The organism is Streptomyces sp. NPDC007095 (assembly GCF_040634475.1).
Taxonomy (GTDB): domain Bacteria; phylum Actinomycetota; class Actinomycetes; order Streptomycetales; family Streptomycetaceae; genus Streptomyces.
This window is the reverse complement of record NZ_JBEYFS010000136.1, coordinates 1-26,077: the sequence shown is the minus strand read 5'-3', so window position 1 is coordinate 26,077 and position 26,077 is coordinate 1. Positions and strand designations below refer to the sequence as shown.

The window sequence follows — 26,077 nt, the reverse complement described above, 5'->3', positions numbered from 1 at the left end:
TACAAGAGAGCCCTCGGCCTCGACGTCACCGTCACCCCACGCGAAGAGGCCGGTTGAGCTGCACCGATACACACAAGCTCAGGCCATTTTCAAGAGAGCCCTCGGCCTCGACGTCACCGTCACCCCACGCGAAGAGGCCGGTTGAGCTGCACCGATACACACAAGCTCAGGCCATTTTCAAGAGAGAGAGCGTGCTCACCGACCCCAGCGGTCTGACCCCCGACGACCCGAACAACGACCGAGTCGACAGCCTCGGTGAAGCGCTCGGCATCTTCGGCGACGCCTTCGTGGACGTCGCCAAGTCGCCGTTCGTGTTCCTCGGGGACTTGGAGGATGCGTTCACCGGTAAAAACGGTGGCGCGGGCGCGTTCATCGACAAGTACCTTCCCGTCCGCCCCGCCTACCGGCTCTACCGCGCCGAGTACATGCTCCGGCAGCAGGGCTGCGACGCGCTCGCCGACCTGTACGCAGAGACCGCCGACGAACTCGCCCAGCAACTGGTCCTCACCGGGGTCAGCGGGCTGACCGGGTGGCGGCGGACCGCGGTGGCCACGGAGCGGGAGCTGCAGTCCGGCGGTTCGTCCTTCCGGCGGCCGCGCAGCGAGATGGACTTCGAGCTGGAATGGGCGGACCACGCCTATGACGCGATCCGCGCCGACGCCCAGCTCGACCGGGTGGCGCAGACTGCGGCGTCGCACGGCTATTCCGCGGCCGACATCAATCAGATCTACAACCACCTGTTCGTCGAATCGCATCAGCTCGACGCGGGAATGCTGCGATTCGACGCCAATCCGCGTATCGCCAGGGCCTGGGAACGCCTCCAGAACGGAAATCCGCATCCCAGCGATTTCGATCTGCTCGCGCATGAACTGTACGAGTCGAACTGGATGCGTCAGCACGGCGACCAGAACTATCGCCGCGCCCATCAGGCGACCTTGGACGCTGGCCACACCTGGGACGAACATGCGCCCGCGGCGGACGGCATAGGGTTCAGGTGATCAAATCCGTGGCGCGAGCGAACTGGTGGGAATCTCCGTGACAGCATCACTGACGTGCAGGAAGATCCGATCTCTCGAAGCTGGATTCGTCTACGCCTGGGAAACTGCAGAAGGTGTCACCGGGAACATCCTGATTGACCCGGAGGGATCAGTCGCCCGCCCCTGCACGCTCGAGGGAACAACCCTCGGTGACATGCTGCTCGACAAAAAAGTCGGGAATGTGGAGAATCCAGACCCTGACCCGCAGCTCCGCCGTGCTTTCCTGATCGCGGCATCGGCGATCTTCCAGGAAGGGGAGCGGCAGGGACGACTTCCTGACAAGATCACGCGCACCTACTGGTAGGCGCCACCTCACCACCCGAGAGGCGGTGCTCTCCCCAGAGTCCGGCCTCTTGGCATTCCACTGAGGATGTGCTTCGGTTCAGTGGACGTCCCACCTGCGGGATTACTCCAGCCACGGTCCCGATGCGGGCAGGGCGGCGATGCGGCCCTGCCCTTGGGCGGACGTCTTCTTCAGCTGGAGGTTTTCGTAGTAGAGGTTCGCCGTCACGGTGGCGAGTGCGTCGAGCTTGCCCTGCAGCTCGGTCGCCCTGGTGGTGGCATCGCGGAGCCTTTTGCGCAAGTCAGCGATTGTTTCGTCGCGTTGGACTTCTCCGGGCGTACGGAGCACAGGGCGGGCGACCTGGGCGTTCCACTCGTCCAGGATCGTCTCGGCCCGGTGGACGGTGGCGTGGCTGACTTTCGCCTCGCGTGCCAGGTTCTCCTTGGTCAGCGCTCCGTCGGTGTGCAGCGGCTCGCCGGCCAGCAGTCGGGCCATGGCCTCGCGGAGCTTCGTCTCCGTGGCGGCGGACACCGGCATCAGGTGTTCTCCTTCATCTTGTCGAACTGCGCGGTTGCCGAGCGGACCTCGGCGAGGCGGGCCAGGGCCTGTTCGCGCCGGGGCTTGGACAGCTTCTTCTTCAGTAGCGATACGAGGTCGGCCTCCTCCATGCGCCAGATCCGCTCGTGGGTGAGGGTCAGCACCGAGTTGCGGCATCGGGCGGGCTGGCAGGCTCCCAGGAGTGGGGTCTGGCCGCGCTGATCGGGCGGGAGTTGGTTCTGGCACTCGGCCGTGGGGGCGTTCCACAGACAGTGGTTGACCGTGCCCAGGTGTAGATCGGTGAACTCGTCCCGCAGCAGGGTGATTTCCAGAGGCTCGTCGGCGAGCTGGGCACGAAGGACGCTGCTCTGCTCGATGACGTCGTTGACCTTGTCGAGTCCGGCGTGGAAACGGGCGGCGCCGGGACCGACCGCGATGACCTTCCCGGCCCGGCGGGCCTGCAGAAGGGAGACCAGCTTCTTGGCCGCGGCGACTTGCAGCTGGTTGTCGAACTCCTTGGCCCACCGCGCGTCGGGCTTGCCGTAGGCGAGCGTGGTGCGGTTTGCTAGGGCCCGCCGGGCGGCGTGCTTGAGCTGCAGTCCGAGCGCGATCTCGCCGTCGGGCTCCTGCGCCGCGATGATCGACATGGTGTGCCGGAACATGTGCGGCCGCACCAGCGCTTCAGGAATCTCTTCCAGGCCGGTGTACTCGCGGTTGGCGTTGACGGCGGTGATGAAGTCGTCGATGTCGCGGGCGGCGTCGAAGCCGCCGTGGCCACCCCCGGCCAGCGCGGTGATGGCGGTGAAGACTCTGGTGTCGTGCCAGGTGACCTGTTCGGCAACCGCGATGGCCTGCGCGACGGGTGCGATGATCCACCAGTAGCCGCGGGGCCGGGAGTCGTCGCCCTTCACTTTTCGGGAGGCGAGTGCCGGGGCGCCGTAGTACTGGGAGAGTGCCCCGCGTTCGATCTCGTGGATCTCGCTGTCGCGCATGGCTGTCAGCGCAGCGACGAAGACGTAGCAAGCAGCCCGCAGCATCCGGGGGTTGAGCCCGTGATCAGTCGCGATGGTGCGGTTCGGATCGCAGGCCACCTCACCCACCCACTGACGGCGGAGCTTGGCCTTGTCCTTGCTGCCGAGCCCGAAGGCGTTGCTGCGCTGGCCGTAGACCAGTCGGGCGAGTTCCGTCCAGTTCGGCTCGCCAGCCCACGCGACCTGATCGTCTGCCCGGTGGACGGGAATCAAGTTGTCCGGGTTGTCCAGCCACTCGAGCAGGACTCGGTCGCGGTGGGTGAGCCGTTTCTCGGTAGGCGGGGTGAAGGACGGTTCACGTACGAGGCCGGTGTGACTACGGCCGGTCTCGGCGAGCCATTCGAGCACGCGCTGACGTCGCTTGAGGCCGTGGGGTCTCTCGGCGGCGAACAGCACGATGGTGCGGCCGTTGGTGGCGAGCTGGCTGGCCCGCCGCCAGTTCACCTCGCCGCGACGGGCCCGGCCGCGGTTACGTGCGTTGAGCGGGATGCTTGTGCCGGGATCCGCCAGCCACACCTCCAGCTCGCGGTCACTGTCCATCTGCGGTGGCGGTCCGCTGACTGGTTCGGCCTGGCGACGGTCGCGTTCGGTCAGGATGCCGGGGGCGAAGCGGTCGATGTACGCCCAGGCCGCCCGCAGCAGCGGCCACCAGACCTCGGGCGGGATCGTCGGGGTGGACAGCTCGTCGGTCCACACCGATTCGGCGACCTGGGCACTCGACTTCCCCGGCCAGGGATCCTCCAATGTAGGGACGCCGGTGAGAACCGGCGAGAAGGTCATCAGGTGCCGCAACGAGGAGACCACCTTGCGTACGGACGAGGGCTCGGTGACGCGTGAACGCGAATCGATGAACGCCTGCCAGTCCGCCGGATCCCACAGGCCGAAATCATCCGGCATGTCGTGCTCCTGAGCCCAGGTCCGCAATCTCGCCAGGTCAAAGCAGCTCTGCGCGGTTCTACGCAGCCCCCACTTTCCAGGAGGCAAGAAGATCCCGGCCTCCTGCAGCGCGGCATGTGTGGGGTGGAGCATGCAGAAAGCCACCTCCCGTATGAGCAGGTTCCCTGTCGGATCGCCGGGGAAGTCGCACCGCCACGCGGCCTTGACGGTGTTGGCGGGTCGACGCACGTTGTCCCCCGGCCACATGTCGGGACGGCCGAACGTCGGCCCGGTCACGCCGGGGATCTGGCCGGGAAGATCGGAGTAGACCGATTCGTGGTCGGCGAAGGTCGCGGACTTGAGCGCGAGCGGGCGGGCGGGTGTGTTCATCGGTCGTACTCCGTTCGCATCCCCAGGGGCAGGTTCAGGGTGAGGGACTGCTTCTCGATGGTTTTGCGCGCGTCCTCGATGTGGTCGGCGCATTCCGCGAAGACCTGCTTCAGCGCGGCGTCTTGCCGTCCCCAGACGCTGTCCCAGGTCTTCGGCGGTAGTACGTCGCGCATGTGCTGGATGTGGTCGAAGAGCAGTATTTGCTGGGGCAGTTGGGAGATGAAGACGACGGCGTTGTCGCAGATCATGCACATCGCCGGGGCGACGTGGCAGAGCTTGCCGGGCACCGAGTGGGGCGAGTTGTGCGGGTCCTTGCAGTTACTCACGCCCATGTCGATTACACCGTCGCGCAGCTCGGCGCCTTGCTCCGGAGTGACGCCGAGCGCGGTGGCGACTTCGGGCTCGCCCAGGCGGGTTTCGTCCTCGGGCCGTACCAAGGTCGCTCTTCCCGTGACCGTGGCGAAGACTTTCGACTGCGCGCGGTTCATCGCGGCGCCCGCCAGTACGTGTGCGGTGGTGCCGTGGGCGTAGTGCTGCTGGAACACGCGGACGCTGTGGTCGTCGCCGGCCAGGTCGGTCAGGGTGCCGCCGAGCGCGACCACCCGGGTCGTCTTCGCGGTCTTCCGCAGTCGACGGACGTCGTGAGGCTGCGAGACTCCTTTCGGGAACGGCCGGTCCGGACCGCTGTGGCCGCCGAGCCAGTGGGTGAAGCGCCGGCCCGGGTCGGCGAAGGCGGCCAGCGCGGCTTCCATGCGCACGCTCCTGCGGGACTCCACCGCGGTGAACAACCACGGCTCGCTGTCGAACACCGTGCGCGTCAGGGCGTTGGTCTCCAGGAGGCGCCGCAGCAGGCCCGGTACATCCCATGCGCCGCGGCCCGGATACTCCTTGTCGCCGAGCTCCTCGGGCATGCCGTCGGACGCATCGGTCAGGTGGAAGTCTGCGCGGATGCGTTCGGCGCGCTCCTTGGACTGGACGATGCGCACGCCCTCGGCACTGAACTCCAGATCAGGCACCTGCAGGGCGTGGAGTTCTTCCGAGGTGCAGTCGGTCATCGCGAGCAGAAGCAGGACGCGGAACGGATGGAGGTCGATCTCCCGGGGAAACAGCATGTGGTGCAGGCAGCCCATTAGGCCGATGCCGGGCCAGATGCCGGTGCTTTGGGCGAACTCCCGGATTTCCGATGGCCAGTTGCGGCTGAGCGGAAGGTTTTCGCCCAGCGTATGGCTGTCCACCAGCCCGTTTCGGGTGGCCCAGATCAGGTTCGGCAGTTCCAGCCACCCGTGTTGACGCGGATCCTGCCCGGCCTCCAGGAGCTCGCGTCCGCGGGCGAGCCGCTTCTCGAGCGAGCGGACATCGTCCTGAGCGGCCTTGCGCATGGCCACCCGTTCGGCGTTGCTGAACTCGTCCAGAACCTGCCCGGTGGCCTTGCGCACGCCGGGAGGGGCGGCGGCGCGGCGCCGTACTCGCTCGGGAATGCTCAGATCGCGTTCGGCGCCGTGGCTGAGCAGGGCGAGCAAGGCGCGCTCCAGGCCCCAGGGGCGCCGGGAATTCGCGGGGTACTTCTGGAGGAGGTTCTGCCCCCAGGCATGGAGCAGGGCCGGCAGATTAAGTCGTTCGTCCTCCAACCGGGCCTGTGCCGGGTTGATGCCCTGGTCCAGCAGACGCTTGTCGAGGAACTTCGCGAAGGAGCGGATGGCGGTTGGGTAGGCGTGAACGGTCTTGAGCGCGTTCTTGCGGTGGTAGTCGACCCACAGATCCGCGAGCTGCCCGGCCAAGGTGGCACAGGTGAACTCGGATGGGTCAAGTCGCGCATACACTGGGCGATCGCGTTGGCGGAAGACGATCTCCCGTATCCCGATCCGGTCCGGCTGGGGCTCGGCGGGCCGGGGCCGACGGGTGCCGGAGGTGCCGCGGCGTTCTCCTCGGCGCGGCATCAGCCGTTCCCCCTTCCACCGTGCCGCGAGGCCAACTCCGCGTATGTGGCGTCCTGCTCGTTCCATTCCCTGATGGCCTGCGCGACCGCGAGGTTCGACTTCTTCTTGTACGTCAGGTACCGCATCGTCGACTCTGGGCGGCGGTGTCCGAGGAGCCGCATCACGGTCAGGAAGGGGTTCCGCGACTGGTGGTCGGCCGCATAGGCCGGTACGCGGCCTGAGCGCGTGTACTCCTCCGCGTCCCGCTTGCGCAGCAGCTCGGTCAGCAGTTCCAGCATGTAGATCGCGAACGTGTGCCGTAGATCGTGGATCCGGACCTGATTCGGCATCTCCAGTTCCAGGCCGTGCTCCTCGATGATCCGCAGCGTGCGCGCATGAGCGCCCAGGAATATCTGCTCCCACCGCTGGTTGGAGATCATCCGCCCGTGGCGGCCGACGAACAGGGCCATCGGCTCCAGCCCGTGCTGTCCCTCGATCATGGTCCGCGCTCGCAGGTCCGCGTCCATCGCCTTGACACTCCAGGTCCGGCGCCTGCCGTACTCGACACCGCGCAGTTTCATCTGGCGCGTGTTGATGTCATCGACGACGAAGAAGTCCTCGCGGCGCCGCCACAGATTCTTCGACGCCCTACGCACCATGGCTGCGCGCTCGGTCCGGCGGTACCAGTCGATCTCCCGAAGCGTCGCGTCCTGAATCTCCACGGTCCGTGGCAGACCGAACTTCGCGATGGCCTGTAGCTCCACTTCCTTCGCCGTGCCATCGCGGCGTGGTGGGCCGACCTCGATGTCGAGCAGGGCACGGAACTCACGCAGCCGCAGACCGGTAGTGATCGACAGATTGCCGCCGGCGCTGTCGCGCAACGTGTGCGCGGATCGGAACGACGGGTCAGCCGTACCGTCCGGAAGGAGCCCACGAAGGCCGATACGGTCCAGGAACCACCACTGCTCGTACGTGAGGTGCCGTACGTCGAGTGCCGCGGTGGCGCCCCAGCTCAGCACGTCCCGCCCGTTCGGGCGCCGGTAGTAGGGACGCCTGTCCAGCAACTTGACTTCGTCAACTGCCCAGTCGTAGAAACTGCGGATCGTCACGCGGCGGCGCTTCCAGGTGGCCGGCGACATGGGCTCGTCCCGGTGTTCGGTGCAGTGCTCGCGGTACGCGAGTAGGTCGTCCTCTACCGCGGACAGCACATCACTGGGCGGATCGAGGCTCTCCAGGAAGTCGCTGAAGTGCAGGAAGTCGTAGGTGTAGTCCTGCAACGACTTCGCCTTGAGCGTCTTGGCCAGATCCAGGAAGAAGGAGCAGTGCGGCTCCAAGGGACGCATGTCTGAGCCGAGGAAGAACGGGGTGCCGTCCTTGAGCGCCCGCTCCCGGGTCACATACCGCAGGCCGTCAAGGTCGGTGGCGTCGGGAGCCGCGCCGTAGCGGCGGACCTTATCGCGGGACGTAAAGAAGTAGTCCACAGGGCTCCTTGAGACAGGTGGGGAGACATGAACCTAACCACCTGCCGGACACAAAGGAACCCTCTGCGAAGGGAGGGTGAGACAGTCTCAAATGCTTGGCCTAACCGCCTGGGGTGAGCAGCAGCCCGGTCGCCTTGTGCCCGATGTGCAGCACTCGTTGGTCGCGGTCGATGATGGCCGCGCTGCAGGTGATGTGGCCCGGGAGCGTTGCGCGGCTGCACGGGTCGGCGGGGCCGTCGAGGGCGGCCAGCAGCCCGGCCAGGGCATCCCGCTCCTGCGGATGGCGGTCCAGGTACGCATTGACGGCTTGGCGGATGTGGGAACGGGTGGGCGGCACGTCATCACCTCACGGTCGACGGGGGCTTGCTGTCGCAGACAAGACGCGGATCCCGACGTTCGGCCGTCGGCCAAGGAGTCGGGCGGTTGGGCGGGTACTGGGCATGGTCGTCGTGTCACGAGGCGTCCTCCTGGACGGGCGGAGACGCGTGCCGGGCTGCCGGCACCGGTGTCTCCGGGGAAGCGGTGAGCCCGAACTGGGCGGCCTGGGCGGTGAACATGCCGTGATAGAGCCCGTCCTGGTGAGCCATCAGTTCATCGTGTGTGCCTTCTTCGGCCACACGCCCTTGATCGAGGACGTAGATACGGTCCGCGTTTGCGGTCGCGGCGAGCCGGTGCGTGACGAGCACGACCGCGTCCCCTTCTTCGGCGAGGGCCCACAGCCCTGCGAACGCGGCGATCTCCGCGTGCGGATCGAGCGCGGAGGTCGGCTCGTCGACGAGGAGGAACGGCGCGGCGCGGTACAGGCTGCGGGCGGTGCCGAGCTTTTGCCACTGCCCGCCCGAGAGCTGGACGCCGCGCTCGTAGCCCTTGAACACGATCGAGTCCCAGCCGTGCGGCAGCCCTTCGATGAGCGTGAGCACGTTCGCGGCCCGGGCGGCGTCTTTGACGCGGTCCATGTCCCGGAGACGGTTGCCGGCGCCGATGGCCACGTTCGCGGCGGCGGTCATCTCCCAGCGCGGGAAGTCCTGGGCGAGCAGCCCCACCACGGCGAAGACCTGGGCCCGGTCGGCCTCTCGGAGTTCGACCTGGCCGCCCTTGTCGTCCTTCCACCACACGTTTCCCTCGGTGGGCAGCAGCAGCCCGGCGAGCAGCTTGGTCAGGGTCGTCTTGCCGGAACCATTCGCGCCCACCAGCGCCGTCACCTCGCCCCGGCGAACCGACAGGCTCACTCCCTTCAGCGCTGGGGAGTCGGCCCCGGGGTAGGTGAACGACACGTCCTCCACGTGTACTTGGTCCACACAGGAGGGCAGCGAGGCGCCGGCGGACGGGATGGCGTGCTCGGTGGCCAGTTGGATAGCGGTCTCGGTATCGGTGAGGAACAGCAGTTCCTCGTAGAGGCGGTTGACCTGCTGGACGAGAGAAGTCAGGCGTGCGGTCGAGGTGCGGATGGCGATGACGGCGGTCCCGCCGACGGCCAGCGGCAGACCGCCGCTCGCCAGCAGCCACCACAGCAACCCGTAGCAGGCGAGCGACGCCAGACCGGCGAAAGTCCCGGCGACCAGGTCCGTGGATGCCTGCGCGCGGGCCAGCCTCCGCTGCTCGGCCTCGGTCTGCCGGGACATCTCCTCGTAGCTGTCCAGCAGCTTGGTCCCCGCCGCGTGCACGCGGATCTCGCCCGCCGCGTGCGGGCGGGTCAGGTAGGCCAGCAGTGACGCGATGGCCCGCCGGTGATCGACCCAGTTCAGCCGCGACACGTAGTCGCGGCGCGCAGAACGGACTGCGCCCCACCCCTTGGGCAACGCGATCGCCAGCAGCATCGGCAGCAGCATCCAGTGCAGCGACGCCAGGACGACGGCGGCCGCCACCATCCCAATGAGCACGTTGCCCACGCCGACCGACAGCCGCAGCATGCTGCGGGCGGAGTCGGTACCGAACTTGCCTGCCTCCAGCACACGTTGGATCTCCGGCCGCTCAGTCGCCTCCACCTCAACCCGGGTGACGGACGCGTAGTACCGCGCGGAGACCACCCGCTCCACCTGCGGCTCCAGCCGGCCCGACATCGCCGTCGACCACGCCGACAACAGCGCCGCCCCCACTGCGGTGATGGCCAGCACCACCAGCGACGACAGGGCGTCGCGGAGCTTGTCCGCGGTCGGACCGTCCGCGAACAGCCGCGTGAGCACCGAGTTCACCGCGACCAGCCCCCACGCGGCCGTCACCCCCTGCCCGAGCTGCGCCACCACGACCCCGGCCATTGCCCGCCGGTCCGTCTCCCAGCCGGTACGCAGCACCATGCCGACCATGCGCGGCAGCGCGGCGGCCATGTGCCCGAACGAGAGCCTGGTCAGCGGGCCCTCGTGGCGCACATAGGACTGGTCGTAGCGGAGCCGTCCCCCGTAGAGCTCGCGTTCCGCATCCGAGATTCCGTCCTCAACTGCCGTGGCTTTCGCATCCTGCGGCGCATCACGGTGTGGTCCGGCCGTTGTCAACGTCGCTCCCCTCTGACGGTCGTGGCAGTGTCATCGAGTTCAACGACACCGCCTGGTTTTCGAACACGTGTTTTTCGGTCGGTCTGCGAAGCCCGGCGCTGTGCGGCTGCTGGAAGGTGTGAGATACAAGGACCGTTGTCCCGCAAGAGCACTCCGGAAGGGGTGGTTGGCCGAAACGCCGATGTTCTGTCGGGAGCAACTGACGCCCCCGAGACCTCTGGCTGGGGCTGAAGGGACGTGGCGGTTGCACGACAGGAATAGTTGGCCGGGGCCGGGGTCGGGGCAACGGCGCGGCGCGGTGTAGCGGATGTGCCGGGTGACCAGCCGCTCGGCCAGCGCGAGCACGAAATCGAAGTCGTCGTGGGCGGCGCAGAATCGAGCATCGTGAACTCGGGTGCGGGTACTTCGTCCGGCTTCTCAAGCCGGTAGTACGGGCCGATCTCCAAGAGCCGCTGGTGGTGCTTCATGTTCACGCGCAGGGCCGGGCCGATCATCACCCGCAGGAACCGGCCCTGATCGAGGTTGACCGGAACGCGGCGTCCGGAGCCGAGGTCGGCTTTCCGCACCGTCGGGGTGACCACCTCGACGAACGCTTCCGCGCGGAGCGTGTCACGCAGGCTGAACAGCAGGTCGGACCTCATGGGAGCGCAGCAGAGGGCCCGGCCCATCCGCCACGGGGGGGCGGACGAGCGGGGCCGATCTGGGGCCTACCAGGTGATGGTTTGGCCCTGCGGGGTGACGCTGACGGTGAACTCCTCCAGCGCCGGAGTGCCAGCCGCGTGCCAGCGGCCGAGCTGCTCCTCGGCAGCATCCCAGAGGGCGTTGGGCCCGTCCTGCCGCACGATCCAGCGGCCGTCCTCCTCGTAGAGGGCAGCCCACGAGCCGGACTCGACGTCGACGAGGACGTGCTCGGTGCGCCCGTCGCGTTCCATCGTCAGGCGCTGTGCGTGGGGAGCTGCGATTTGCACGATGAAGCGGGACGACCAGTCGTTCAGTGCGTCGGTTGCGATGATGGCCTCGCGCTCCTTGCCCTCGCTGAGGTCGGGGAGCAAGCCCAGCGCGGGCGGCATGTGCGGGCGCGCGAGCATAAAGCTGACCTGACCGCTCAGTAGCGGCCCGGTTGCCGTGCCGTTGTCGTGGACTGTCAGGCGTGCGAGTTCCGACGAGCCGAGCCAGCCACCGATGGTCGTCAGGATCAGGCCACCGGGCCGGGTCTGCTCGATCCAGGCCGCAGGAACGGTGCGCACGCCGCAGGTAGCGATCACCCTGTCGTACGGTGCCCCGTCCGCGTAGCCGAGAAGGCCGTCGCCGCTGACGAGCGTTGGGTACATCCCCTGTCGGCCCAGGGCTGTCCGTGCACGTGCGGCCACTTCCTCGTCGTACTCGATCGAGGTGACGTACTCCTCGCCCAGCCGCGCGCAGAGCACCGCGGTGGAGTACCCGGTGCCGGTTCCGATTTCCAGCACCTTCGACTCCGGCTCGACCTGGAGGTCTTCCAGCATGCGCACCACGAGAGACGGCAGCGTGCTGGAACTGGTCGGCGTGCGCATGATCTGACCGCGGATGTCCGCGGGCATGATCGTGCCGGCGATCTGAGTCACCAGGGACTCGTCCTCGTAGCAGGCTTCGAGCCAACTGGCGTCGTCTTCCAGGACGGGTGTCCATGCCGAGGGCACAGTGCCGTCCAGGCGGCGGAAGAACCCGGTCCGCAGGAACTCGTGTCGGGCGATGGTTTCGACGGCACGCTTCCACGGTTCCGTGCGCAGACTGCCGTTCGCCGTCATGGAGTCGATGAGTTGCTTGTGGAGCTGTGCTTGGTCGGTCACGACGTCCTCTCTAAAAGGTCTGCCAGGGCTGCGCACATCGGCAGGCCGGTCTCAGACTCCAGCCAGTACCACTGACCGGAGGGGTTGCACTCCAGGAACCACCATTGCCCGTCTTCGCCTACGCAGAAGTCGAAAGCCCCGAAAACGAGCCCGAAGTGGTCCAGGTAGTGGTGAAGGGCCTGCTCAACCTCTGGCGGTGGCTCCACGGGGGTGTACGTCAGGCGGTCGTAGTCGGTGCGCCAGTCCAGGACGTCGGAGTCGATGCGGACGCAGAACACCTGGGAGCCGATGACGGTCACGCGCACGTCGGCTGTCTTGGGGACGCGTTTTTGGAACAGGTGGACTGTGCCGGACACGCTCTCGTCGATGTCCTCGGCGGTCACCTCAGCGATCCTGACGACGGACGAGACGCCGTCGATTCGGTACACGGGGTTGTGCAGTGGCTTGTAGATGACCGAGTCGTGCCCCTTGACGAAGGCCCTGGCAGCGTCGGGGCTGGAGGTGATGAGTGTGGGCGGCACCAGGAAGCCGGCCTCTACCGCCGCAGCCAGTCCGGACGGCTTGAATTCCGCGTCCCCGATGCGGTGTGGGTGGTTCACGTAGAGGCAGCCGGGAAGTGACGCCAGCACTCCACCGAGTCCATACCTGGCCTGGGTGATGGCGAACCGCGCGTCCTGCTCATTGAGATGTGGGAAGGCGAAGCCGGTCGGGCGGCGGTAGTACAGGGCGCGGACGCTGGCCAGGTCAGCGATACGGGACGGGGTGGTGAGCCGCCCCCGGACGCCTTGCGAGGTGATCTCGGCCTCCACCGACAGTGATGCGGGGAAGTCCCCCGAGTCGAGCCGCACGACCGGGATGCCCCGGTCGTGCAGCTCGCGGATCACCACGTCGGCGGTCGGGTCGTGCAGGCTGGTGACGACCAACACCGGACGTGGGTCATTCACTGGTCGCTGTCGCTCCCCGTGTCGGTGTCCTGGGTGCCACCGTTGCCGTCAGGGCTGGTTCCCGTGGACGGGTTGGTACCGGTGCTGGTGCCGTGGCCCGGCATTTCCATGACCTGGCCGGCGGCGTCGTAGAAGACGGCGGTCTGGGTGGCCGGGTCCAACTCGGCCCTGGCGTACCCAGGGGCCGCCGTGGGGTAGGGCGCCATACGGCTCGCCCCCCACGGGGACGGGGTGATGGTTCCCTGCGGGACCGCGGTGCCGGTGGGCAGGCGGTCGGAGTGGACGAACATGCGTCTCCTCTGTGTCGCAGTGATGAAACCCGCCGGGTCGGCGGGGCAAGGTCATACCAACAGGGCGGCGCTGGGACCCGCCGGGGGACGAAGCCCCAGCGCCGTTTCCGCCCGCGCCAACTTTCGTGTCACACGGGCGGAGCTTGTGAACTGCCCGATGGCCATGGCCGGACGGCATCCGGGCCACCGGGCAGGGTCTATGCGGCCTGCTTCCGTGGATGCAGCTGTGGAGTCCCGGCGCGGAGGGCTGCCATGCCGCCCGAGGGGAATCGGGGGTCGCCTGGCCCTCCGCGCCAGGGGCCCCGCCCGGTGCCGACAGCGCCTCATGCGGCGGGCACCGGGCGGGAGTCATGCGGTGAAGAGAGCGAAGTCGATGTCGTCGTACACAGCGAGCTGCCCCCACGGGTTCACGCCGGAGTTGAAGCGAGCGGCTTGCTGGGCCAGGTCGAACAGCAGGGACAACACGGTCGCCGTGATGCGGTTCATCCGTGCTGAGCGATCGAGATCGGCCGCGGGCCGGCCCTCGGCAGAGGCAGAGGTAGGCAGATGATTCCCCGCGGTACGAGGGAGGAGATCAGGCACGGAGGAACCCCCGGTTCAGCTCGATGTCCGTGACGCGTTCGCGATGTTCGTCGATCTCGTGCTGCGCGGCGTGGGCGTAGTGCCGCACGACGGGCGCCCCGAACGCGGCCAGTGCGGTCTTGCTTCTGTCGAAGTCCGCCACCGCGTCGGCAAGATTGCGCGGGACGGGCAGCGCGCTGTCCTCCTGGTAGGCGTCGCCGGTGGTGTGGGGCGGCAGTTCGGGCTCGGTAGCCAGGCCGTGGTGGATGGCGGCGAGGGCGGCGGCGAGCGCGAGGTAGGGGTTGGCGTCGGCTCCGGGCAGCCGCACCTCCACATGCCGACCCTCGCCATGGCCGGTGATACGGATGGCGCAACTACGGTTGTCGTAGCCCCAGGTGTAGCGGGTGGGTGCGAACGAGTGCGGGACGTACCGCTTGTAGGAGTTGGGGGTGGGCGCGTAGAGCGGGGCCATGTGCGGCAGTGCGGAGATCAGTCCGGCGACGGCCTGGTACAGGGGTTCGGGCAGCTGCGCCTCCTCGGGGCGGGCGGCGAAGGCATTGCTGCCGCCGGACCAGAGGGACAGATGCAGATGCAGACCGTTGCCGACGCCGGTCTTCGGGGCGGCCATGAACGTGGGCGTCATGCCGCGCCGTGCCGCGATGCTGCGCACGGCGTGCCGGTAGACGGTGTAGGAGTCGCAGGCCCGCAGCGCCTCGCCGTAGGGGAACGTCACCTCTACCTGGCCGGGGGCGCCTTCGGTCTTGACCGATTCGACCGGTGTATCGGCACCGTGCAGCGCGTCTTCCAGGTGCTGGAAGAAGTCGGAGAGCGCCGGGGGGTGGTCGAGGGCGTAGTCGAGGTTGTGGGGCGACACAGGTCGCAGGCGGCGGTACCGGGCCGGGCTCGCCTGTTGAGGAACGGCCTGGAAGAGGACGAACTCGCTCTCCAGCCCGACCCGCGGGTCCAGCCCGAGGCGCGAGAGCCGTTCGAGCTGTGTTTGGAGCATGCGACGCGGGGCGACCTCGACCAGTTCGCCGCTGGCGTGGGCGACATCGGCGTGGATGAGAGCCGTCTGCGGCAGGTACGGCAGGCGGCGGATGGAGTGCAGGTCGGGGATGACGGACAGGTCGCCGTATCCGGTCTCCCAGCCGGTGAGGTCGTAGCCGGGGACGGGGCTCATATCGACGTCGGTGGCCAGGATGTAGGCGCACGCTTCTGCCCCGGATTGCAGGCGTTCGATGAAGGTCTCGGCGTTGAGGCGCTTGCCTTTCAGGCGGCCCATCATGTCCGGTACGGCGAGCATGACCGTGGTGATGTCTGCACGTTCCACCGCGGTGTGGAAGTCGTGGAGGGAGAGGAGTCCGGCAGGCGTGCTGCGGCTGTGTTCAGTGCGTGTGTCGTTCATCAGACCACGTCCTCAGCGAGGGCGGTGTGCTCGGCCGTGGTGCCGAGTGTGGGGATCTTGTAGGTGCGCCGGCCTTTGGTGATCCACAGGATCCATGCCAGGAGGAGGACGGCGAGCAGGGCGATACCGGCGTAGTTGAAGGAGTCGGTGGTGATGGGGGAGACCTGGGGCAGGCAGAACAGGACGGTGACGAACGCGACCCATACCACCGCTATCCAGCCGACCAGCTTGCTCCAGCGGCCCAGGTTCCACGGGCCGGGCTGGAACGTGTCTTTGGTGCGCAGGCGCAGGTAGACGGGGATGGCGTAGGCGGGGGTGATGCCGATGACGTTGATTGCGGTGACTGCGGCGTAGGCGGTCGGTGAGTACAGCGACGGCAGCGCCAGCACCAGCGCGGCCGCAGCCGACAGCCACACCGCGGCGGTGGGGGTCTGGGTCCGGGTGCTGACGCGCCGCCAGGTCGCCGCGAACGGAACGGCTCCGTCGCGGGAGAATGCGAAGACCATGCGGGAGGCGGCCGCGGTTTCGGCGTTGCCGCAGAACAGCTGGGCCACGATCACGATCAGCAGCAGGATTTTGGCGCCGGTGGGGCCGAGAACGTCGAGGAAGATCTGTGCTGGGGGCACGCCGGTGCTGGTGTTCTGGGTGCCGGCGTAGTCCTGGATGGAGAACGTGAGCCCGGCCAGCAGGATGAACCCGGCGGTCCAGGACACCCAGATCGAGCGGACGATGCCCTTCGGTGCCGATACCTGGGCCTGTGTCGTTTCTTCGGACAGGTGGGAGCTGGCGTCGTATCCGCAGAAGGTGTACTGCGCGAGCAGGAGTCCGAGCGCGGTCACATACAGGCCGTGGTGGAAGCCGGTGGTGTTGTTGAAGTGGGTGAACACGAAGCTGGCGCTCTGATGCTGGGCGGGGGCGAGGGCGAGCGTTGCGACGATGACGGCGACGCCGGCCAGGTGCCACCACACGGAGATGGAGTTGAGGAGGCTGACGAGGCGGACACCGAAGACGTTCAGTACGGCGTGCAGGAGCAGGATCCCCGCGAAGATCAGCATGGTGTTCTCGGGTGTGGGGGTGAAGCCCCACTGGAGGCTGGCGAAGGCCCCGGTGAACAGGGCGGCGCCGTAGTCGATGCCGGCGATGGCGCCGAGGAGCCCGAGCAGGTTGAGCCAGCCGGTGATCCAGGCCCAGCGGGGTCCGCCGAGCCGGTGGGCCATGTAGTAGAGGCCGCCGGAAGTGGGGTAGGCGGAGGTGACCTCGGCCAGGGACATGCCCAGCAGCAGGACCATGAGGCCGACGCCGGCCCAGCCCCACATGATGACGGCAGGGCCGCCGGTGCCCAGACCGAAGCCGTAGAGGGTCATGCAGCCGGACAGGATGCTGATGACGGAAAAAGAGATCGCGAAGTTCCCGAACGGACCCATGCGACGGGCGAGTTCGGCACGGTAGCCGAGGCGGGCCAGAACAGCATCATCGTCCAGCCGGTGGGACGCATGTCTCGAAGACACCGAAAGAATCCTCTGCATCGAAGGGAAAGGCAGGCCAGGGTGGTGCCGGGGGTCACCGCCTGGGTGGGGGTGGTGTCCGGCTTCTCATCTGCCACAAGCCCCCCGTCGCAGCGCGTAGGCGCGGGCTTTGAGGAACTCGTCCTGCCACCACCGGCTTTCACTCAGCTGCGCCCAGGGCGCGGTGGTGGCGAAGGTGCCGATCGCCTCGAACACCTCGCCAGCACCGGACAGGCCGCAGGCGTTCAGCGCGTAGGCCAGGTGATTGAGGTCCACAAGAGAGCAGTCGGCGGTGTCGGGCAGGTGGGCGAACCAGCCGTCACGGGCGAGCTTGACGTAGTAGCGGACCTGTTCGTCCGTCCAGAATCCGAGGGAGCCGGAGACCTGGCCGCTCTCCATCCGCAGCCGGTAGCTCTCGGCGTAGGCGTACAGGGGCAGGGTCAAAAGGACGGAACCGCGCGGTGTCACGGAGGCCACCCAGCGCGAGAAATCCACCGCACCGCGCCCGCGTGCCTGTAGGCACTGCAGCATCCGGTGGTAGGCCTCCCGGTTGCACGCATCGCGTCTGCCGACTTCCCCCAGCAGCGGCCACGGGCCGGGCGGCAGGAGGGCTTCAGGCGGGTGGGCCCAGTGCTCCAGGCGGTGCCTGTCGCGGTGGTCGATGTCCAGCTGGGCCAGGGCCAGCAGACACACCCAGGGCACCGGGTCGTGCGGCCAGCGACGAGCGGCATCCCCGCACGCTTGGCGTGCTGCCTCGGCTGCCTGGAACAGGGTGTGGTGGTTCGCCCTGGCGCGGTGGGCGGTGAGGACGCGTTGCGTCAGGACACGGGCGCGCATCATCAGCGCGTTCGGGCTGTCAGGCTCTTCGGCGATCCAGGCGTCGACGGCACCCCCGCTCGCGGCGCCGGCTGCCAGGACTTGGCTGCGGGCGGTCCGCAGCGTCCAGGTATGGGTGTGGGCCAGGAGATGGTGGGTGGAGAGCCACCGGCCGACTTGCAGGTCTTCGAGGGCCAGACGGAGATCGTCGTCGCGGCCTGCCGGATGAATAGTCAGGGCCATGTCACGTGTGGGCATCGGTGCACCCTCGAAAGAAGCGGGTGTTGACCGCTAACGGGACCGGGATCCTGGCTTGGGTGGGTAAGAGGGGTTTGGGGAACACGGGGCCTCGAAGAGGAATGGGGGCTGCTGAGCGGCAGCCGACTGGGTGTCGTGTGTGGGGTGGTGGGTTGGGGGGAGGGACCGGACGGATGACTGCAGTGCTCGCCGCCCTGGGGTTGTCCTTCGGCCGGGAAGCGGCTGGCCATGGCTAGCGTTCGCGTGTTTGCAGCCGAGTGGAGGGCGAGGGGGCCGTTGGTAGAGGGGCATGCCCCTGACGCGGACAACAGGGCCGTGGAGCCTTGAGGCGTGCGGTCAGCGCTGGCCGAGGGGTGCAGACGACTGGGCGTGAGCGGCGGTGTAGTCGTTGATCCCGGCTTCGTGGTACCCGAACATGTGGCCTCGCGTGGGCCAGTCATCGACGGGTGTAGAGGCACCCCAGCAGACGGTTCTCGGCTCCCACGGCGAGCCGAGCGGCTTACGCTGGCGGACCTTGGGATACCGCTCTGGATGTGCTTCCAGCTGCAGGATGACGATCAGTGCCTCGCCCCAGTTCCCGACGGTCACTTCCCCCGCTACGCGAACCCCGCTCACGGGTACCGCCAGCGGGCTCACGCCTGCGCCGGAGACCCGGGCTGAGCTGAGATCGAGGACGAGGCTCTGCTCGAGCAGGCAGGGCTCCGCCAGACGCTGCGCAAGCGCCGCCCGCTCCCCCTCATCGGCGGATGTCTCCTGCCCGGCTGCGTAGGCAGTCCGTCCGCGCGGGCGCCGGGGTACGTCCCAGGTATCGAACTGCCGCCGCAGCCATCCGATTCCCACGCCGTAGTCACGGCAGAGCGCCGCCATAGATGCGCCCTCGTAGGTGTATCGGCGGACCACGGTCGTCTTCTGGGCGATAACTGCTGCGCGATTTGCTGAGACCTCGCGCTTGGTGCGGTGATTCGTCATCAGTCTGTCTCCCGTGCGGCCTCGAAGAGACCTGACGGCTGCGGGAATGGGGGCGGGGAATGAGGTCTGTCGGGTGCGCACCGCGGTGGACACCCGACAGACCGGGCCCGCGCCGGGGGCACGCGGGGGCTTCGAATTACTGAAGGAGGAAGAAGGGCGGCGGTCCGCTCGATACCGCGGGCGGCCGTGGTTTGCGAGTGCCTGGGCGAGCGGACCAGCTCCGCGAAGTCACCCATGTCCACGGCCGGTGCGGCCGCTGACATCTGCTGCGCTGGCGTGAACTCCAAAGCGGCCATCAGACGGCAGGTTCCTTCGCTGTGGGCACGGTGAGAGAGCACCAGGTCTTCGTGCAGTCGGGGCTGACACCCCAGGAGCCGCCGTATTCGGAAGCGATGGCCGCAACGATCCACAGCCCCCGACCGCTCTCGGCATCCAGCTCAGGCGCTCTCAGCCGGGGACTCTCTCGCGAGCCGTCGTCGACCGTCAGCCGGACGGTCTCGCTTGAACAGGAGAGGAGCAGAGACACCCCCAGGCCGTCTCCGTGCTCCAGTGCGTTGGTGACCAACTCGCTCGTCAACAGCTCCATGGGCTCAACGAGTTCAGGTAATCCACACAGACGCAGCCGGGCGGCCACGAGCCGGCGCATCTGCGGAACACGACGGGCATCCTGAGGCGGCATCGGCTGGCACGGGCTCCGTAGCTGCCGCTCGAACCATACGGCCATGGCATCAAGCCGGTCCTCGTGCAGGCGGGGTGCGAGGCGAATGGCTGTCGTAGTGAGCGTCATCATGTGCCGCCGTCTCGGCCAGAGAGCCCGACTTGCACTGCCGTGGCCATCGCCACGCACCTTCCTTCGTGGCTGTTGCGGAGAGGACGCGAGCGGGCCGCCTGAGGCTTGCGGACCCGCTCGTCTGACTTGCCTTCGTTCGGAACTGCGCTGAGCACGGCATCGAGCAAGACACTGGCTCGCCGGATGCCACGACCACCCGGTTCCTGTGCCACCGTCGGGCGGTTGGCTGCCTCCAAGGCATGGCGCAGTTCGCCGACCTCGGTGGATCCCTGCGAACGCTGAATCAGCCAGTACGGTCCTGGCGGCGGCTCTTTGCGGTCAGGTGGCAGCGCCACTCGCATCGGTTGGCCGAATGCCGTGGTCTGTGGCATCCGCCAGTCAGTGGTGGCGCCAGCAGGGACGAGGAAGTACAGCGCTGGGACAGCCAGGTGTGGATCCACCGTGATCGCGCCGGGGTGGCCAATGAGTCTCTTCCCGGCCACACCCGCCAGTCCTGCTGTGTCGCTGATCATCCGTCACCTCGTCCTTCACTGCGATGGGTGTGAAGGTACTGCTGACGCGGCGCGGCGGACCGAACTGTGAGTTCTGGGGAACTGTCAGTTCCGTCAGACGAGTTGGAGGCGTTTGGCTAGCCCGGCGACCTGGCGCCGGAAGGAGGGTCGGACGCGCTGCTGCAGGCCTAGGACGATGTCCCGGGCGAGGGGGCTGCGCGCGAAGTCCTCGGGGGAAAGATCTTCGAGACCGAGCAGATGGACCAGAACGGCGGCGTCTTCGCGGCGCAGATAGTGGCAGCGGGCCACTTCAAGCCCGAACGTGAACTGCCTCTCTCTGCTGGGTAGTCGGCTGGTGTCAAGCTGGTCCGCTACGCGCAGTCCCTCGGTGGCCTCGCCCGCGAGCATCTCAATGCTCATCGCGTGCAGGGAGACGTTGGTAGGGCCGAACACCGTCCACTGAACGTTGCCTTCTCCCGCCTTCCGCGCAAGAGGAACCGCACGCTGCTCCAAGCGTTGGCGCGCCTCCCACCAATTGCGGCGGCGGGCGTCGGAGACGACAGCGACGAGTTCGAGGGCGCCTTCGACCGCTGGAGACTCGAGGTTCGCAGGAGCCTGGCGTAAATGCTCGATGGCGAGGAGCGCGATCTCCTTGGCCTCTTCAATGGCACTGGGCTCGTTGTGGGAAAGTAAGACGTGGCCGAGATTCCACGATGCGGCGGCGATGCGGATGGGGTCGTCGGCGTCTTCGGCTGCACGCATTGCGCGGTCTGCGACCATGAGGGCGAGATCGAGACGACCAGTCCGGCGGCAGTATGAGCGCAGCAGGCCATACAGGTCTGCGGCCACCCTCAGCACTTCGCGCCGTGCCGCCGGGTCGCTTCCGTGTCGATGTGTTCGTACGGCGTGCTCCACGTCGACGATAAGACCGGGCAGGGTGTGGGCCGCCTCGGTGAATCGTCCCTTGGAAGCCTGCCAGATTTGCCACGCCCGTTCGACTCGCTCGCGCAGTTGCGCGGCGTGTACCAGATTGCTGCTGCGTGCGGGCATACGTCCCATGAGTGCACGGACGACCGCTGGCTCTGTCGTGTGAGGTGCTGAGGGTTCTTCGATCGGATCCTCGGTCAGCAAGGCAGCGACGGACACGCCCAATTCGGCAGCAATGCAGCCCAGCACCTCGGCGGACGGCATTTTCTTTTCAGCCTCGATCAGGTGAAGATAGCGCTCGGTGATACCGCACAACCCAGCGATGACAGCGACCGAGCGGTTGCCGTTCGCTCGTCGGTAGTGCTGGATCTTGCGGCCGACGGGCAGGCTCGGCGGAGTCGACGTCACGTTCGTCCCCCTTCCTGGGCATCTCTCGTACCGTCAGCGTAAGACTCAGACTGTGGCAGTACACACGATCCGCACACGTTCACGTGACGTGTTGTGACCCAGTGGAACTGGGTAGTTGGGGAGGGCACAATGGCCGGACTGGTTCTGTGGGACATCGACCACACCCTGATCGACACACGCGGTGTGGGCCGCGAGCTTTCGGCCACCGCCTTCCTGCGGTCCACCGGCCAGCCTATGCGCCAACAAGCGAAGATCGACGGCATTACGGAACAGGTTATTTTCCGCGAGACCGCAAGGCTCCATGGCATGGATACCGACCGCTCGGACTTCGAGCGCTTCGCCCGCGCCCTCACCGAAGCTCACCTGCGAAAGGCTGCGGAGTTGCGCGAGCGTGGCCACGCCCTGCCCGGTGCGGCCGCAGCCCTGAACGCGCTCGATGCCTGTGGAGTACAGCAAACCGTCGTCTCGGGAAACGTCCGCCCCGTCTCCAAGATCAAGCTCCAGGTCTTCGGGCTCGACCAGCACATCCTATGGGAACTGGGTGCGTACGGCGAGGATAGCGATGCCCGCGCCGAGCTCGTGCGCCTCTGCCTGCAGCGGGCAGACACCTCCGCCAAGGACGTAGTGCTGATCGGTGACACCCCAGCGGATATTGAAGGCGCCCAGGCCAACAATGTACGCGTGATCGCGGTCGCCTCGGGGCGCAGCGATGAGTTCACCCTCCGGGACGCAGGCGCCCAAGCAGTCCTCTCAGACCTGAGAGACACCGAGTTGCTCGTCAAACTCGTCTGTGGCGACACCCCGCACTAGCAAGGCGCGTGTCGAGTGGGGCATCAGCTTTGGGCATCGGCACGGTAACGGGCGAGAGCCTTCCAGCGGCGTTCAAAGTCGTGGGCCTGCTTCGTAATGTCGGCAGCAGTGATGGGGGTGTTGTACTGGGCGGTGATCCCGCGCGTTGCGCAGTCCTGCGCAACGGCGTCGGCCAAGGGGGCCTCATTGCGCATCCGGTGCTCGGCCCAGACGCCGTAGGCACGGAAGGACAGGAGGTATCTGCGCAGCGTGGACGGGCTGATCGGCTTCCCGCTGCGGCCCTGCACACCCTTCTCGTCGAGGTAGGCAGACAGTTGCTTGTCTGTGGGCTCGGCGCCGCGCTGTTTCTGGTGCTCCACCCACGCGAGGTAGTAGCGGTCGACGGTGGTGAGGTCGCTTTCCTTGTTCGTCTCCGCGGGAGCGGTCTCCTCATCGGTGATAGCAGCGTTTACCCGGAGGCCTTGCTTCTCCTCCGCGGCCTGTGCTCCCGCAATGGCGGGTGTCTGCTGGGTGTCAGTCTCGGCAGGGGCGGGTGCTGGAGGTGCCTGTTCGCCGGCTTCATGGTCCGTCTCTTCGCCCTGCGGTTCACCGTCGCCGAACTCGCGCTCCTGGAAGACCGCGACGAAGCCCTCCAGGCCCTCGCCTGTGAGGGGCTGGCCGTCGGCTCCGGTGATGCCGTCTCGCTGGAATACGTATGCCGCGAGGGTGGCTGCGTCGGGGTACTGGCCGTACTGATGCGCGTACGTGAGCCAGGCACTGTAGAAGAACCCGTCCCATGACTCGTCTGCTGTGGCCGGTTGCGTGTCGCCCGGAGCAGGATGAGCTTCGGCCGGTGAGGTGTAGTGCTGCTGGAAGACCCTGAGCAGGGGCAGCAATTGGTCATCAGAGAGCGGACCACCGGCCGCGGTAGAGATACCGAACTCGTCTCGGAGGAAGGACGCGAACTGGGCGGCTGTGGGCTCAGTCTGGAACTGAGCGCGCCACAACTGGTAGGCCTCGGCGAAGCGTCCCTCGGCGTCGTCGATGGACGCCTGCTCACGAGGCTGCCCGCCGCCCACCGGCTGGGCCTGCATGACACGCTGTGCCTCCGTGCTCACCGGCTCCGGCTGCTGTCCCCGGCCGGCTGTTCGGGCGTCGAGTGCCAGGGCGTCCGCCTGCACTGCGGCGGGACCCTGCTCGACGGTAAGCGGGGGCAGGAGGGCGGGCTCTATGCCCGCCGCCGCCAGGCCGGAGGGGGCGGTCTCGGCGAGCGGGACACCGTAGCGGGCCAGGCGCAGCGGCATCAACGACTCCACCGGGGCCTTGCGGCGCCAGGCGCGGCCGAAGCGGGAGTGGAGGCGGGCCTGGTAGACGAGGCGGTCCTGCTCCAGCTTGATGACCTGCTCGTAGGAGCGCAGCTCCCACAGCTTCATACGGCGCCACAGGAGGAAGGTGGGGACCGGCGAGAGCAGCCAGCGGGTGAGGCGGACGCCTTCCATGTGCTTGTCGGCGGTGATGTCCGCGATCCGGCCGATCGCGTGCCGGGCCGCCTCGACACAGACCACGAACAGGACCGGGATGACGGCGTGCATGCCGACGCCCAGCGGGTCCGGCCAGGCCGCCGCGCCGTTGAAGGCGATCGTCGCGACCGTCAGCAGCCACGCCGTCTGGCGCAGCAGTGGGAAGGGGATGCGGATCCAGGTCAGCAGGAGGTCCAGGGCGAGCAGGACGCAGATACCCGCGTCAATGCCTATCGGGAAGACGTACGCGAAGTTCCCGAAGCCCTTCTTGAGGGCCAGCTCGCGCACGGCCGCGTAGGAACCCGCGAAGCCGATTCCCGCGATGACGAGCGCACCGGCGACGACCACACCGATCAAGATGCGGTGTGCCCGGCCAAGCTTTGCTGCTGGCGTCGTGCTTCCTGCTGTCCCGCGCTGCTGGTCTTTCTCCATCAAAGACCTCGTATCTGAATCGCCGTCATGCATGCGCGCTGAACCGTGTCGTGGGGCGGGCCGAACGCCCGGCCTCGGGTCGGTCCGCAGCGACTGAGCTGCTGGAGGTGGATCACTGGGCCAGGACCTGTCTGCCGGCGGTGTTCAGGAGGTCGTTGATGAGTTGCTCGGTCTCGATCTCCAGTGAGCAGTCCAAGGCCCGGTTGATCTGCTGGACGCGGGTGATGGCGGTATGGAGGCCCTGCCGGTTCCCGGCGGCGGCCTCGATTCGCATCCAGTCCCGGTAGAGCAACTCTGCCGTGTCGTCGACGTCGAGGCCGGTCGCGACGGCCTGTCGGGCCATGCTGAGGTCGTGGTGCGGACCTGCGGGGGTGCGGTAGGTGGCCACGGTGTGCGTCACGTCGATGATCCGGGTGATCATCTCCTGCTGGTAGGGCTCGGCCCAGGGCAGGGGCTTGCCGCCGAACGGCCGGCCCCGCACCAGAGTGAGTGCCTTTTCCAGGTCTGGCAGGCCGGCCGGGCCCAGGGGCAGGGCGCGCTCGGCGAGTTGAAGGAAGCGGGTCCAGTCGCAGCGCACGCCGGGGGAGAGCCGGTAGGGGTCCTCGCCGGACTTGCGGCGTGGCACGTAGGGGTTGCCGGCGGGATCGCTGCCCAGGGAGCGGCGCAGTCCCTGCAGCCGGGCATTGAGGGTGCTCGCCGACCAGGGGCTGACGGGGTCCATGTCGGCGCACAGGATGTCCGCGCTGCGTCCGGGCCGGAAGTACAGCAGCGCGGCGAGCTGGGCGATCCGCGGACCGTGGCCGGTGCTGTCCACGCCCGTCACCTCGACTGGGCCCAGGACCCGGATCTCCGGCGCGTGCAGGTCGTGCGCCTCACTCTTTGCAACCTCCTGCGCCGCGCCCTCCTCGCCGGAGTTCTCGCCTCCGTCTGTCTCCGGGGCCGCTGGGGTGGGAGCCGTCGTCGGTTCGGTGCCAGGATCTTCCTCGGCAGGGTCTTCCTCGGCCGCCGCGGGCGCCTCGGCGGTGGGCAGCAGGCGCAGCCCGGCCGGATCGGTGGAGGCGGCGAGCAGGGCCGGGAAGATCTCAGTGCTCACGTCCGCTGCCCGCGAGGGGCTCGTAGAAGCCCCCGTCGTGGGTGCGGTGGGTCCCTCCGGCGCGAGACGCCGGGGCTGCTGCCTGGTGTCGTACTCGTCCGGGACTTCCTGCCAGGGCCCCTCGGCCGGGTGAGGCGGCTGCCCGGACACCTTCAGTGCGGTGGTGATCTGCAGGTAGGCGGCATGCTCCAGACGCTGCAGGGTGATCTCAGTGCCGGCGTAGTCGAGTTGCTGCGGCTCGTTGAGTGAAGCGTTGAGGATCTCAGCTTCAGGGAAGTGCGCGGCTGCCGTACTCGCCGGGGCCACCAAGGTGACAGGAACTGTTCCGGCCTGGTCGATGACGTCGGCGAACTCCCAGGCAAGGTCCGCGTCCAGAGCGGACGCGCACAGCAGCAGGTACGGCTGATGCTGGGTTTCGGGCATCTGGTGCGCTTCCAGGAGCCGTTCGCTCAGGTCCCGCAGCGCGTGCGCGGACTGCCGCATGTGCGCGATCCGCGCGGTGGGCAGCAGCTGCGGCAGGTCCTCGCCGAACCCGATGGTGACGACCTCGACGTCGGCCGCCCACGGGCTCATGCCGAGCTCCAGGGCGAGGGAGGTGCACACCTCGGTGATGTGCACCGGGTTGCCGTCCAGCAGCAACGCGGGCACCTGGGCGAGGTTGAGCAGCACGAGGCCACCGGACTCGGTACTGCCGACGGTGACCAGTGCCGGATACGGCGCCGGCACCTCGCGGGCAGCCTCCTCGTCCAGGAGGGGCGCGTCGGCCGGCAGCACCCACCAACCGTTCTTCCCCGCGGCGAAGGGCGCCCGCGGCTCCTGGGCGAGGTTTTCGGGCAGCACCTCGAGCGCGCGGGCGCCGATCCGGGCGGCCCGTAGCTGAGGCAGTTCGCCGTCGCCGTCCTGGGTTGCCTGGTGGGCCAGGGTCCGCAGGGCTACGTCCAGGCGGGCGGCGCCTGCCACCAATTCCTCTTTCGGCTCCAGAGATCCGGCGGCCTCGTGTGTGAGAGGTGCCG

23 protein-coding genes are annotated in these 26,077 nt (G+C 67.8%); 3 read left to right on the top strand and 20 right to left on the bottom strand.

Going from position 1 to position 26,077, the window contains the following annotated elements; genetic code table 11:
- The first annotated feature begins 191 nt into the window (after positions 1–191).
- Positions 192–998 carry a hypothetical protein gene (locus ABZ656_RS36285; RefSeq protein ID WP_360273798.1) on the top strand — a complete coding sequence of 269 codons (807 nt, stop codon included), beginning with the start codon at positions 192–194 and terminating at the stop codon, positions 996–998.
- 37 nt (positions 999–1,035) lie between these two features.
- Positions 1,036–1,341, top strand: a complete 306-nt coding sequence (locus ABZ656_RS36280) for a hypothetical protein (protein WP_360273795.1) — start codon at positions 1,036–1,038, stop codon at positions 1,339–1,341.
- Positions 1,342–1,443: 102 nt separating this feature from the next.
- On the opposite strand, the gene ABZ656_RS36275 is transcribed toward ABZ656_RS36280, so the two are convergent.
- The 18 genes from ABZ656_RS36275 to ABZ656_RS36190 form a co-directional block, all read right to left on the bottom strand.
- Positions 1,444–1,857, bottom strand: a complete 414-nt coding sequence (locus ABZ656_RS36275; protein WP_360273792.1) for a hypothetical protein — start codon at positions 1,855–1,857, stop codon at positions 1,444–1,446.
- Complete coding sequence (locus ABZ656_RS36270) at positions 1,857–4,154, bottom strand: hypothetical protein (protein ID WP_360273789.1); 2,298 nt, start codon at positions 4,152–4,154, stop codon at positions 1,857–1,859. Before ABZ656_RS36270 ends, ABZ656_RS36275 begins: the two co-directional genes overlap by 1 nt.
- Positions 4,151–5,932 carry a hypothetical protein gene (locus ABZ656_RS36265; protein ID WP_360273786.1) on the bottom strand — a complete coding sequence of 594 codons (1,782 nt, stop codon included), beginning with the start codon at positions 5,930–5,932 and terminating at the stop codon, positions 4,151–4,153. The genes ABZ656_RS36270 and ABZ656_RS36265 overlap by 4 nt, the downstream gene beginning before the upstream one ends.
- 158 nt (positions 5,933–6,090) lie before the next feature.
- Complete coding sequence (locus ABZ656_RS36260) at positions 6,091–7,551, bottom strand: site-specific integrase (protein ID WP_360273783.1); 1,461 nt, start codon at positions 7,549–7,551, stop codon at positions 6,091–6,093.
- Between the two features lie 100 nt (positions 7,552–7,651).
- Complete coding sequence (locus ABZ656_RS36255) at positions 7,652–7,888, bottom strand: hypothetical protein (RefSeq protein WP_360273780.1); 237 nt, start codon at positions 7,886–7,888, stop codon at positions 7,652–7,654.
- A 115-nt stretch (positions 7,889–8,003) separates the two neighbouring features.
- Entirely contained in the window at positions 8,004–10,040 is a 2,037-nt protein-coding gene (locus ABZ656_RS36250; protein ID WP_360273777.1) for an ABC transporter ATP-binding protein, read from the bottom strand.
- The gene (locus ABZ656_RS36245) at positions 10,037–10,681 is read right to left on the bottom strand and encodes an amino acid--tRNA ligase-related protein (RefSeq protein ID WP_360273774.1); all 645 of its coding nucleotides are present in this window, start codon (positions 10,679–10,681) and stop codon (positions 10,037–10,039) included. Before ABZ656_RS36245 ends, ABZ656_RS36250 begins: the two co-directional genes overlap by 4 nt.
- A 66-nt stretch (positions 10,682–10,747) precedes the next feature.
- A complete protein-coding gene (gene tgmC, locus ABZ656_RS36240) occupies positions 10,748–11,902 on the bottom strand; it encodes an ATP-grasp peptide maturase system methyltransferase (RefSeq protein WP_360273771.1) in 1,155 nt (384 codons plus the stop codon).
- Positions 11,863–12,810, bottom strand: a complete 948-nt coding sequence (gene tgmB, locus ABZ656_RS36235; protein ID WP_360273768.1) for an ATP-grasp ribosomal peptide maturase — start codon at positions 12,808–12,810, stop codon at positions 11,863–11,865. The genes tgmC and tgmB overlap by 40 nt, the downstream gene beginning before the upstream one ends.
- Positions 12,807–13,100, bottom strand: coding sequence for a putative ATP-grasp-modified RiPP (gene tgmA, locus ABZ656_RS36230; RefSeq protein WP_060897234.1), 294 nt, complete (start codon positions 13,098–13,100; stop codon positions 12,807–12,809). Before tgmA ends, tgmB begins: the two co-directional genes overlap by 4 nt.
- 348 nt (positions 13,101–13,448) lie before the next feature.
- Complete coding sequence (locus ABZ656_RS36225; RefSeq protein WP_318273808.1) at positions 13,449–13,586, bottom strand: hypothetical protein; 138 nt, start codon at positions 13,584–13,586, stop codon at positions 13,449–13,451.
- 88 nt (positions 13,587–13,674) lie between these two features.
- On the bottom strand, positions 13,675–15,066 hold the full coding sequence (locus ABZ656_RS36220) for a glutamine synthetase family protein (protein ID WP_360273763.1): 1,392 nt from the start codon (positions 15,064–15,066) through the stop codon (positions 13,675–13,677).
- On the bottom strand, positions 15,066–16,592 hold the full coding sequence (locus ABZ656_RS36215; RefSeq protein WP_360273760.1) for an amino acid permease: 1,527 nt from the start codon (positions 16,590–16,592) through the stop codon (positions 15,066–15,068). The genes ABZ656_RS36220 and ABZ656_RS36215 overlap by 1 nt, the downstream gene beginning before the upstream one ends.
- Positions 16,593–16,658: 66 nt before the next feature.
- Positions 16,659–17,645, bottom strand: coding sequence for a hypothetical protein (locus ABZ656_RS36210; protein ID WP_360273757.1), 987 nt, complete (start codon positions 17,643–17,645; stop codon positions 16,659–16,661).
- A gap of 336 nt (positions 17,646–17,981) precedes the next feature.
- Positions 17,982–18,614 carry a DUF6302 family protein gene (locus ABZ656_RS36205; protein ID WP_360273754.1) on the bottom strand — a complete coding sequence of 211 codons (633 nt, stop codon included), beginning with the start codon at positions 18,612–18,614 and terminating at the stop codon, positions 17,982–17,984.
- Between the two features lie 295 nt (positions 18,615–18,909).
- On the bottom strand, positions 18,910–19,293 hold the full coding sequence (locus ABZ656_RS36200; protein WP_360273751.1) for an ATP-binding protein: 384 nt from the start codon (positions 19,291–19,293) through the stop codon (positions 18,910–18,912).
- A 107-nt stretch (positions 19,294–19,400) separates the two neighbouring features.
- Positions 19,401–19,916 carry a hypothetical protein gene (locus tag ABZ656_RS36195; RefSeq protein WP_360273748.1) on the bottom strand — a complete coding sequence of 172 codons (516 nt, stop codon included), beginning with the start codon at positions 19,914–19,916 and terminating at the stop codon, positions 19,401–19,403.
- Positions 19,917–20,009: 93 nt separating this feature from the next.
- Positions 20,010–21,230, bottom strand: coding sequence for a helix-turn-helix transcriptional regulator (locus ABZ656_RS36190; RefSeq protein ID WP_360273745.1), 1,221 nt, complete (start codon positions 21,228–21,230; stop codon positions 20,010–20,012).
- A gap of 129 nt (positions 21,231–21,359) precedes the next feature.
- Between ABZ656_RS36190 and ABZ656_RS36185 the strand changes: the two genes are divergently transcribed.
- Positions 21,360–22,040 carry an HAD hydrolase-like protein gene (locus tag ABZ656_RS36185; RefSeq protein ID WP_360273742.1) on the top strand — a complete coding sequence of 227 codons (681 nt, stop codon included), beginning with the start codon at positions 21,360–21,362 and terminating at the stop codon, positions 22,038–22,040.
- Between the two features lie 23 nt (positions 22,041–22,063).
- Here the strand turns inward: ABZ656_RS36185 and ABZ656_RS36180 are convergent, their stop codons facing one another.
- Together ABZ656_RS36180 and ABZ656_RS36175 are read right to left on the bottom strand one after the other, a co-directional pair.
- Positions 22,064–23,971, bottom strand: a complete 1,908-nt coding sequence (locus ABZ656_RS36180; RefSeq protein ID WP_360273739.1) for a DUF2637 domain-containing protein — start codon at positions 23,969–23,971, stop codon at positions 22,064–22,066.
- A gap of 112 nt (positions 23,972–24,083) precedes the next feature.
- Positions 24,084–26,077, bottom strand: a 1,994-nt coding sequence (locus ABZ656_RS36175; protein ID WP_360273736.1) for a bacterial transcriptional activator domain-containing protein, incomplete at its 5' end; no start/stop codon positions are given.

Coding starts and splice junctions, on each gene's coding strand:
- ABZ656_RS36275 (WP_360273792.1), bottom strand. CDS start 1,857: ATGCCGGTGTCCGCCGCCACGGAGACGAAGCTCCGCGAGGCCATGGCC.
- ABZ656_RS36270 (WP_360273789.1), bottom strand. CDS start 4,154: ATGAACACACCCGCCCGCCCGCTCGCGCTCAAGTCCGCGACCTTCGCC.
- ABZ656_RS36245 (WP_360273774.1), bottom strand. CDS start 10,681: ATGAGGTCCGACCTGCTGTTCAGCCTGCGTGACACGCTCCGCGCGGAA.
- tgmA (WP_060897234.1), bottom strand. CDS start 13,100: ATGTTCGTCCACTCCGACCGCCTGCCCACCGGCACCGCGGTCCCGCAG.
- ABZ656_RS36225 (WP_318273808.1), bottom strand. CDS start 13,586: ATGAACCGCATCACGGCGACCGTGTTGTCCCTGCTGTTCGACCTGGCC.
- ABZ656_RS36220 (WP_360273763.1), bottom strand. CDS start 15,066: ATGAACGACACACGCACTGAACACAGCCGCAGCACGCCTGCCGGACTC.
- ABZ656_RS36215 (WP_360273760.1), bottom strand. CDS start 16,592: ATGCAGAGGATTCTTTCGGTGTCTTCGAGACATGCGTCCCACCGGCTG.
- ABZ656_RS36210 (WP_360273757.1), bottom strand. CDS start 17,645: ATGCCCACACGTGACATGGCCCTGACTATTCATCCGGCAGGCCGCGAC.
- ABZ656_RS36205 (WP_360273754.1), bottom strand. CDS start 18,614: ATGACGAATCACCGCACCAAGCGCGAGGTCTCAGCAAATCGCGCAGCA.
- ABZ656_RS36200 (WP_360273751.1), bottom strand. CDS start 19,293: ATGCCGCCTCAGGATGCCCGTCGTGTTCCGCAGATGCGCCGGCTCGTG.
- ABZ656_RS36195 (WP_360273748.1), bottom strand. CDS start 19,916: ATGATCAGCGACACAGCAGGACTGGCGGGTGTGGCCGGGAAGAGACTC.
- ABZ656_RS36185 (WP_360273742.1), top strand. CDS start 21,360: ATGGCCGGACTGGTTCTGTGGGACATCGACCACACCCTGATCGACACA.
- ABZ656_RS36180 (WP_360273739.1), bottom strand. CDS start 23,971: ATGGAGAAAGACCAGCAGCGCGGGACAGCAGGAAGCACGACGCCAGCA.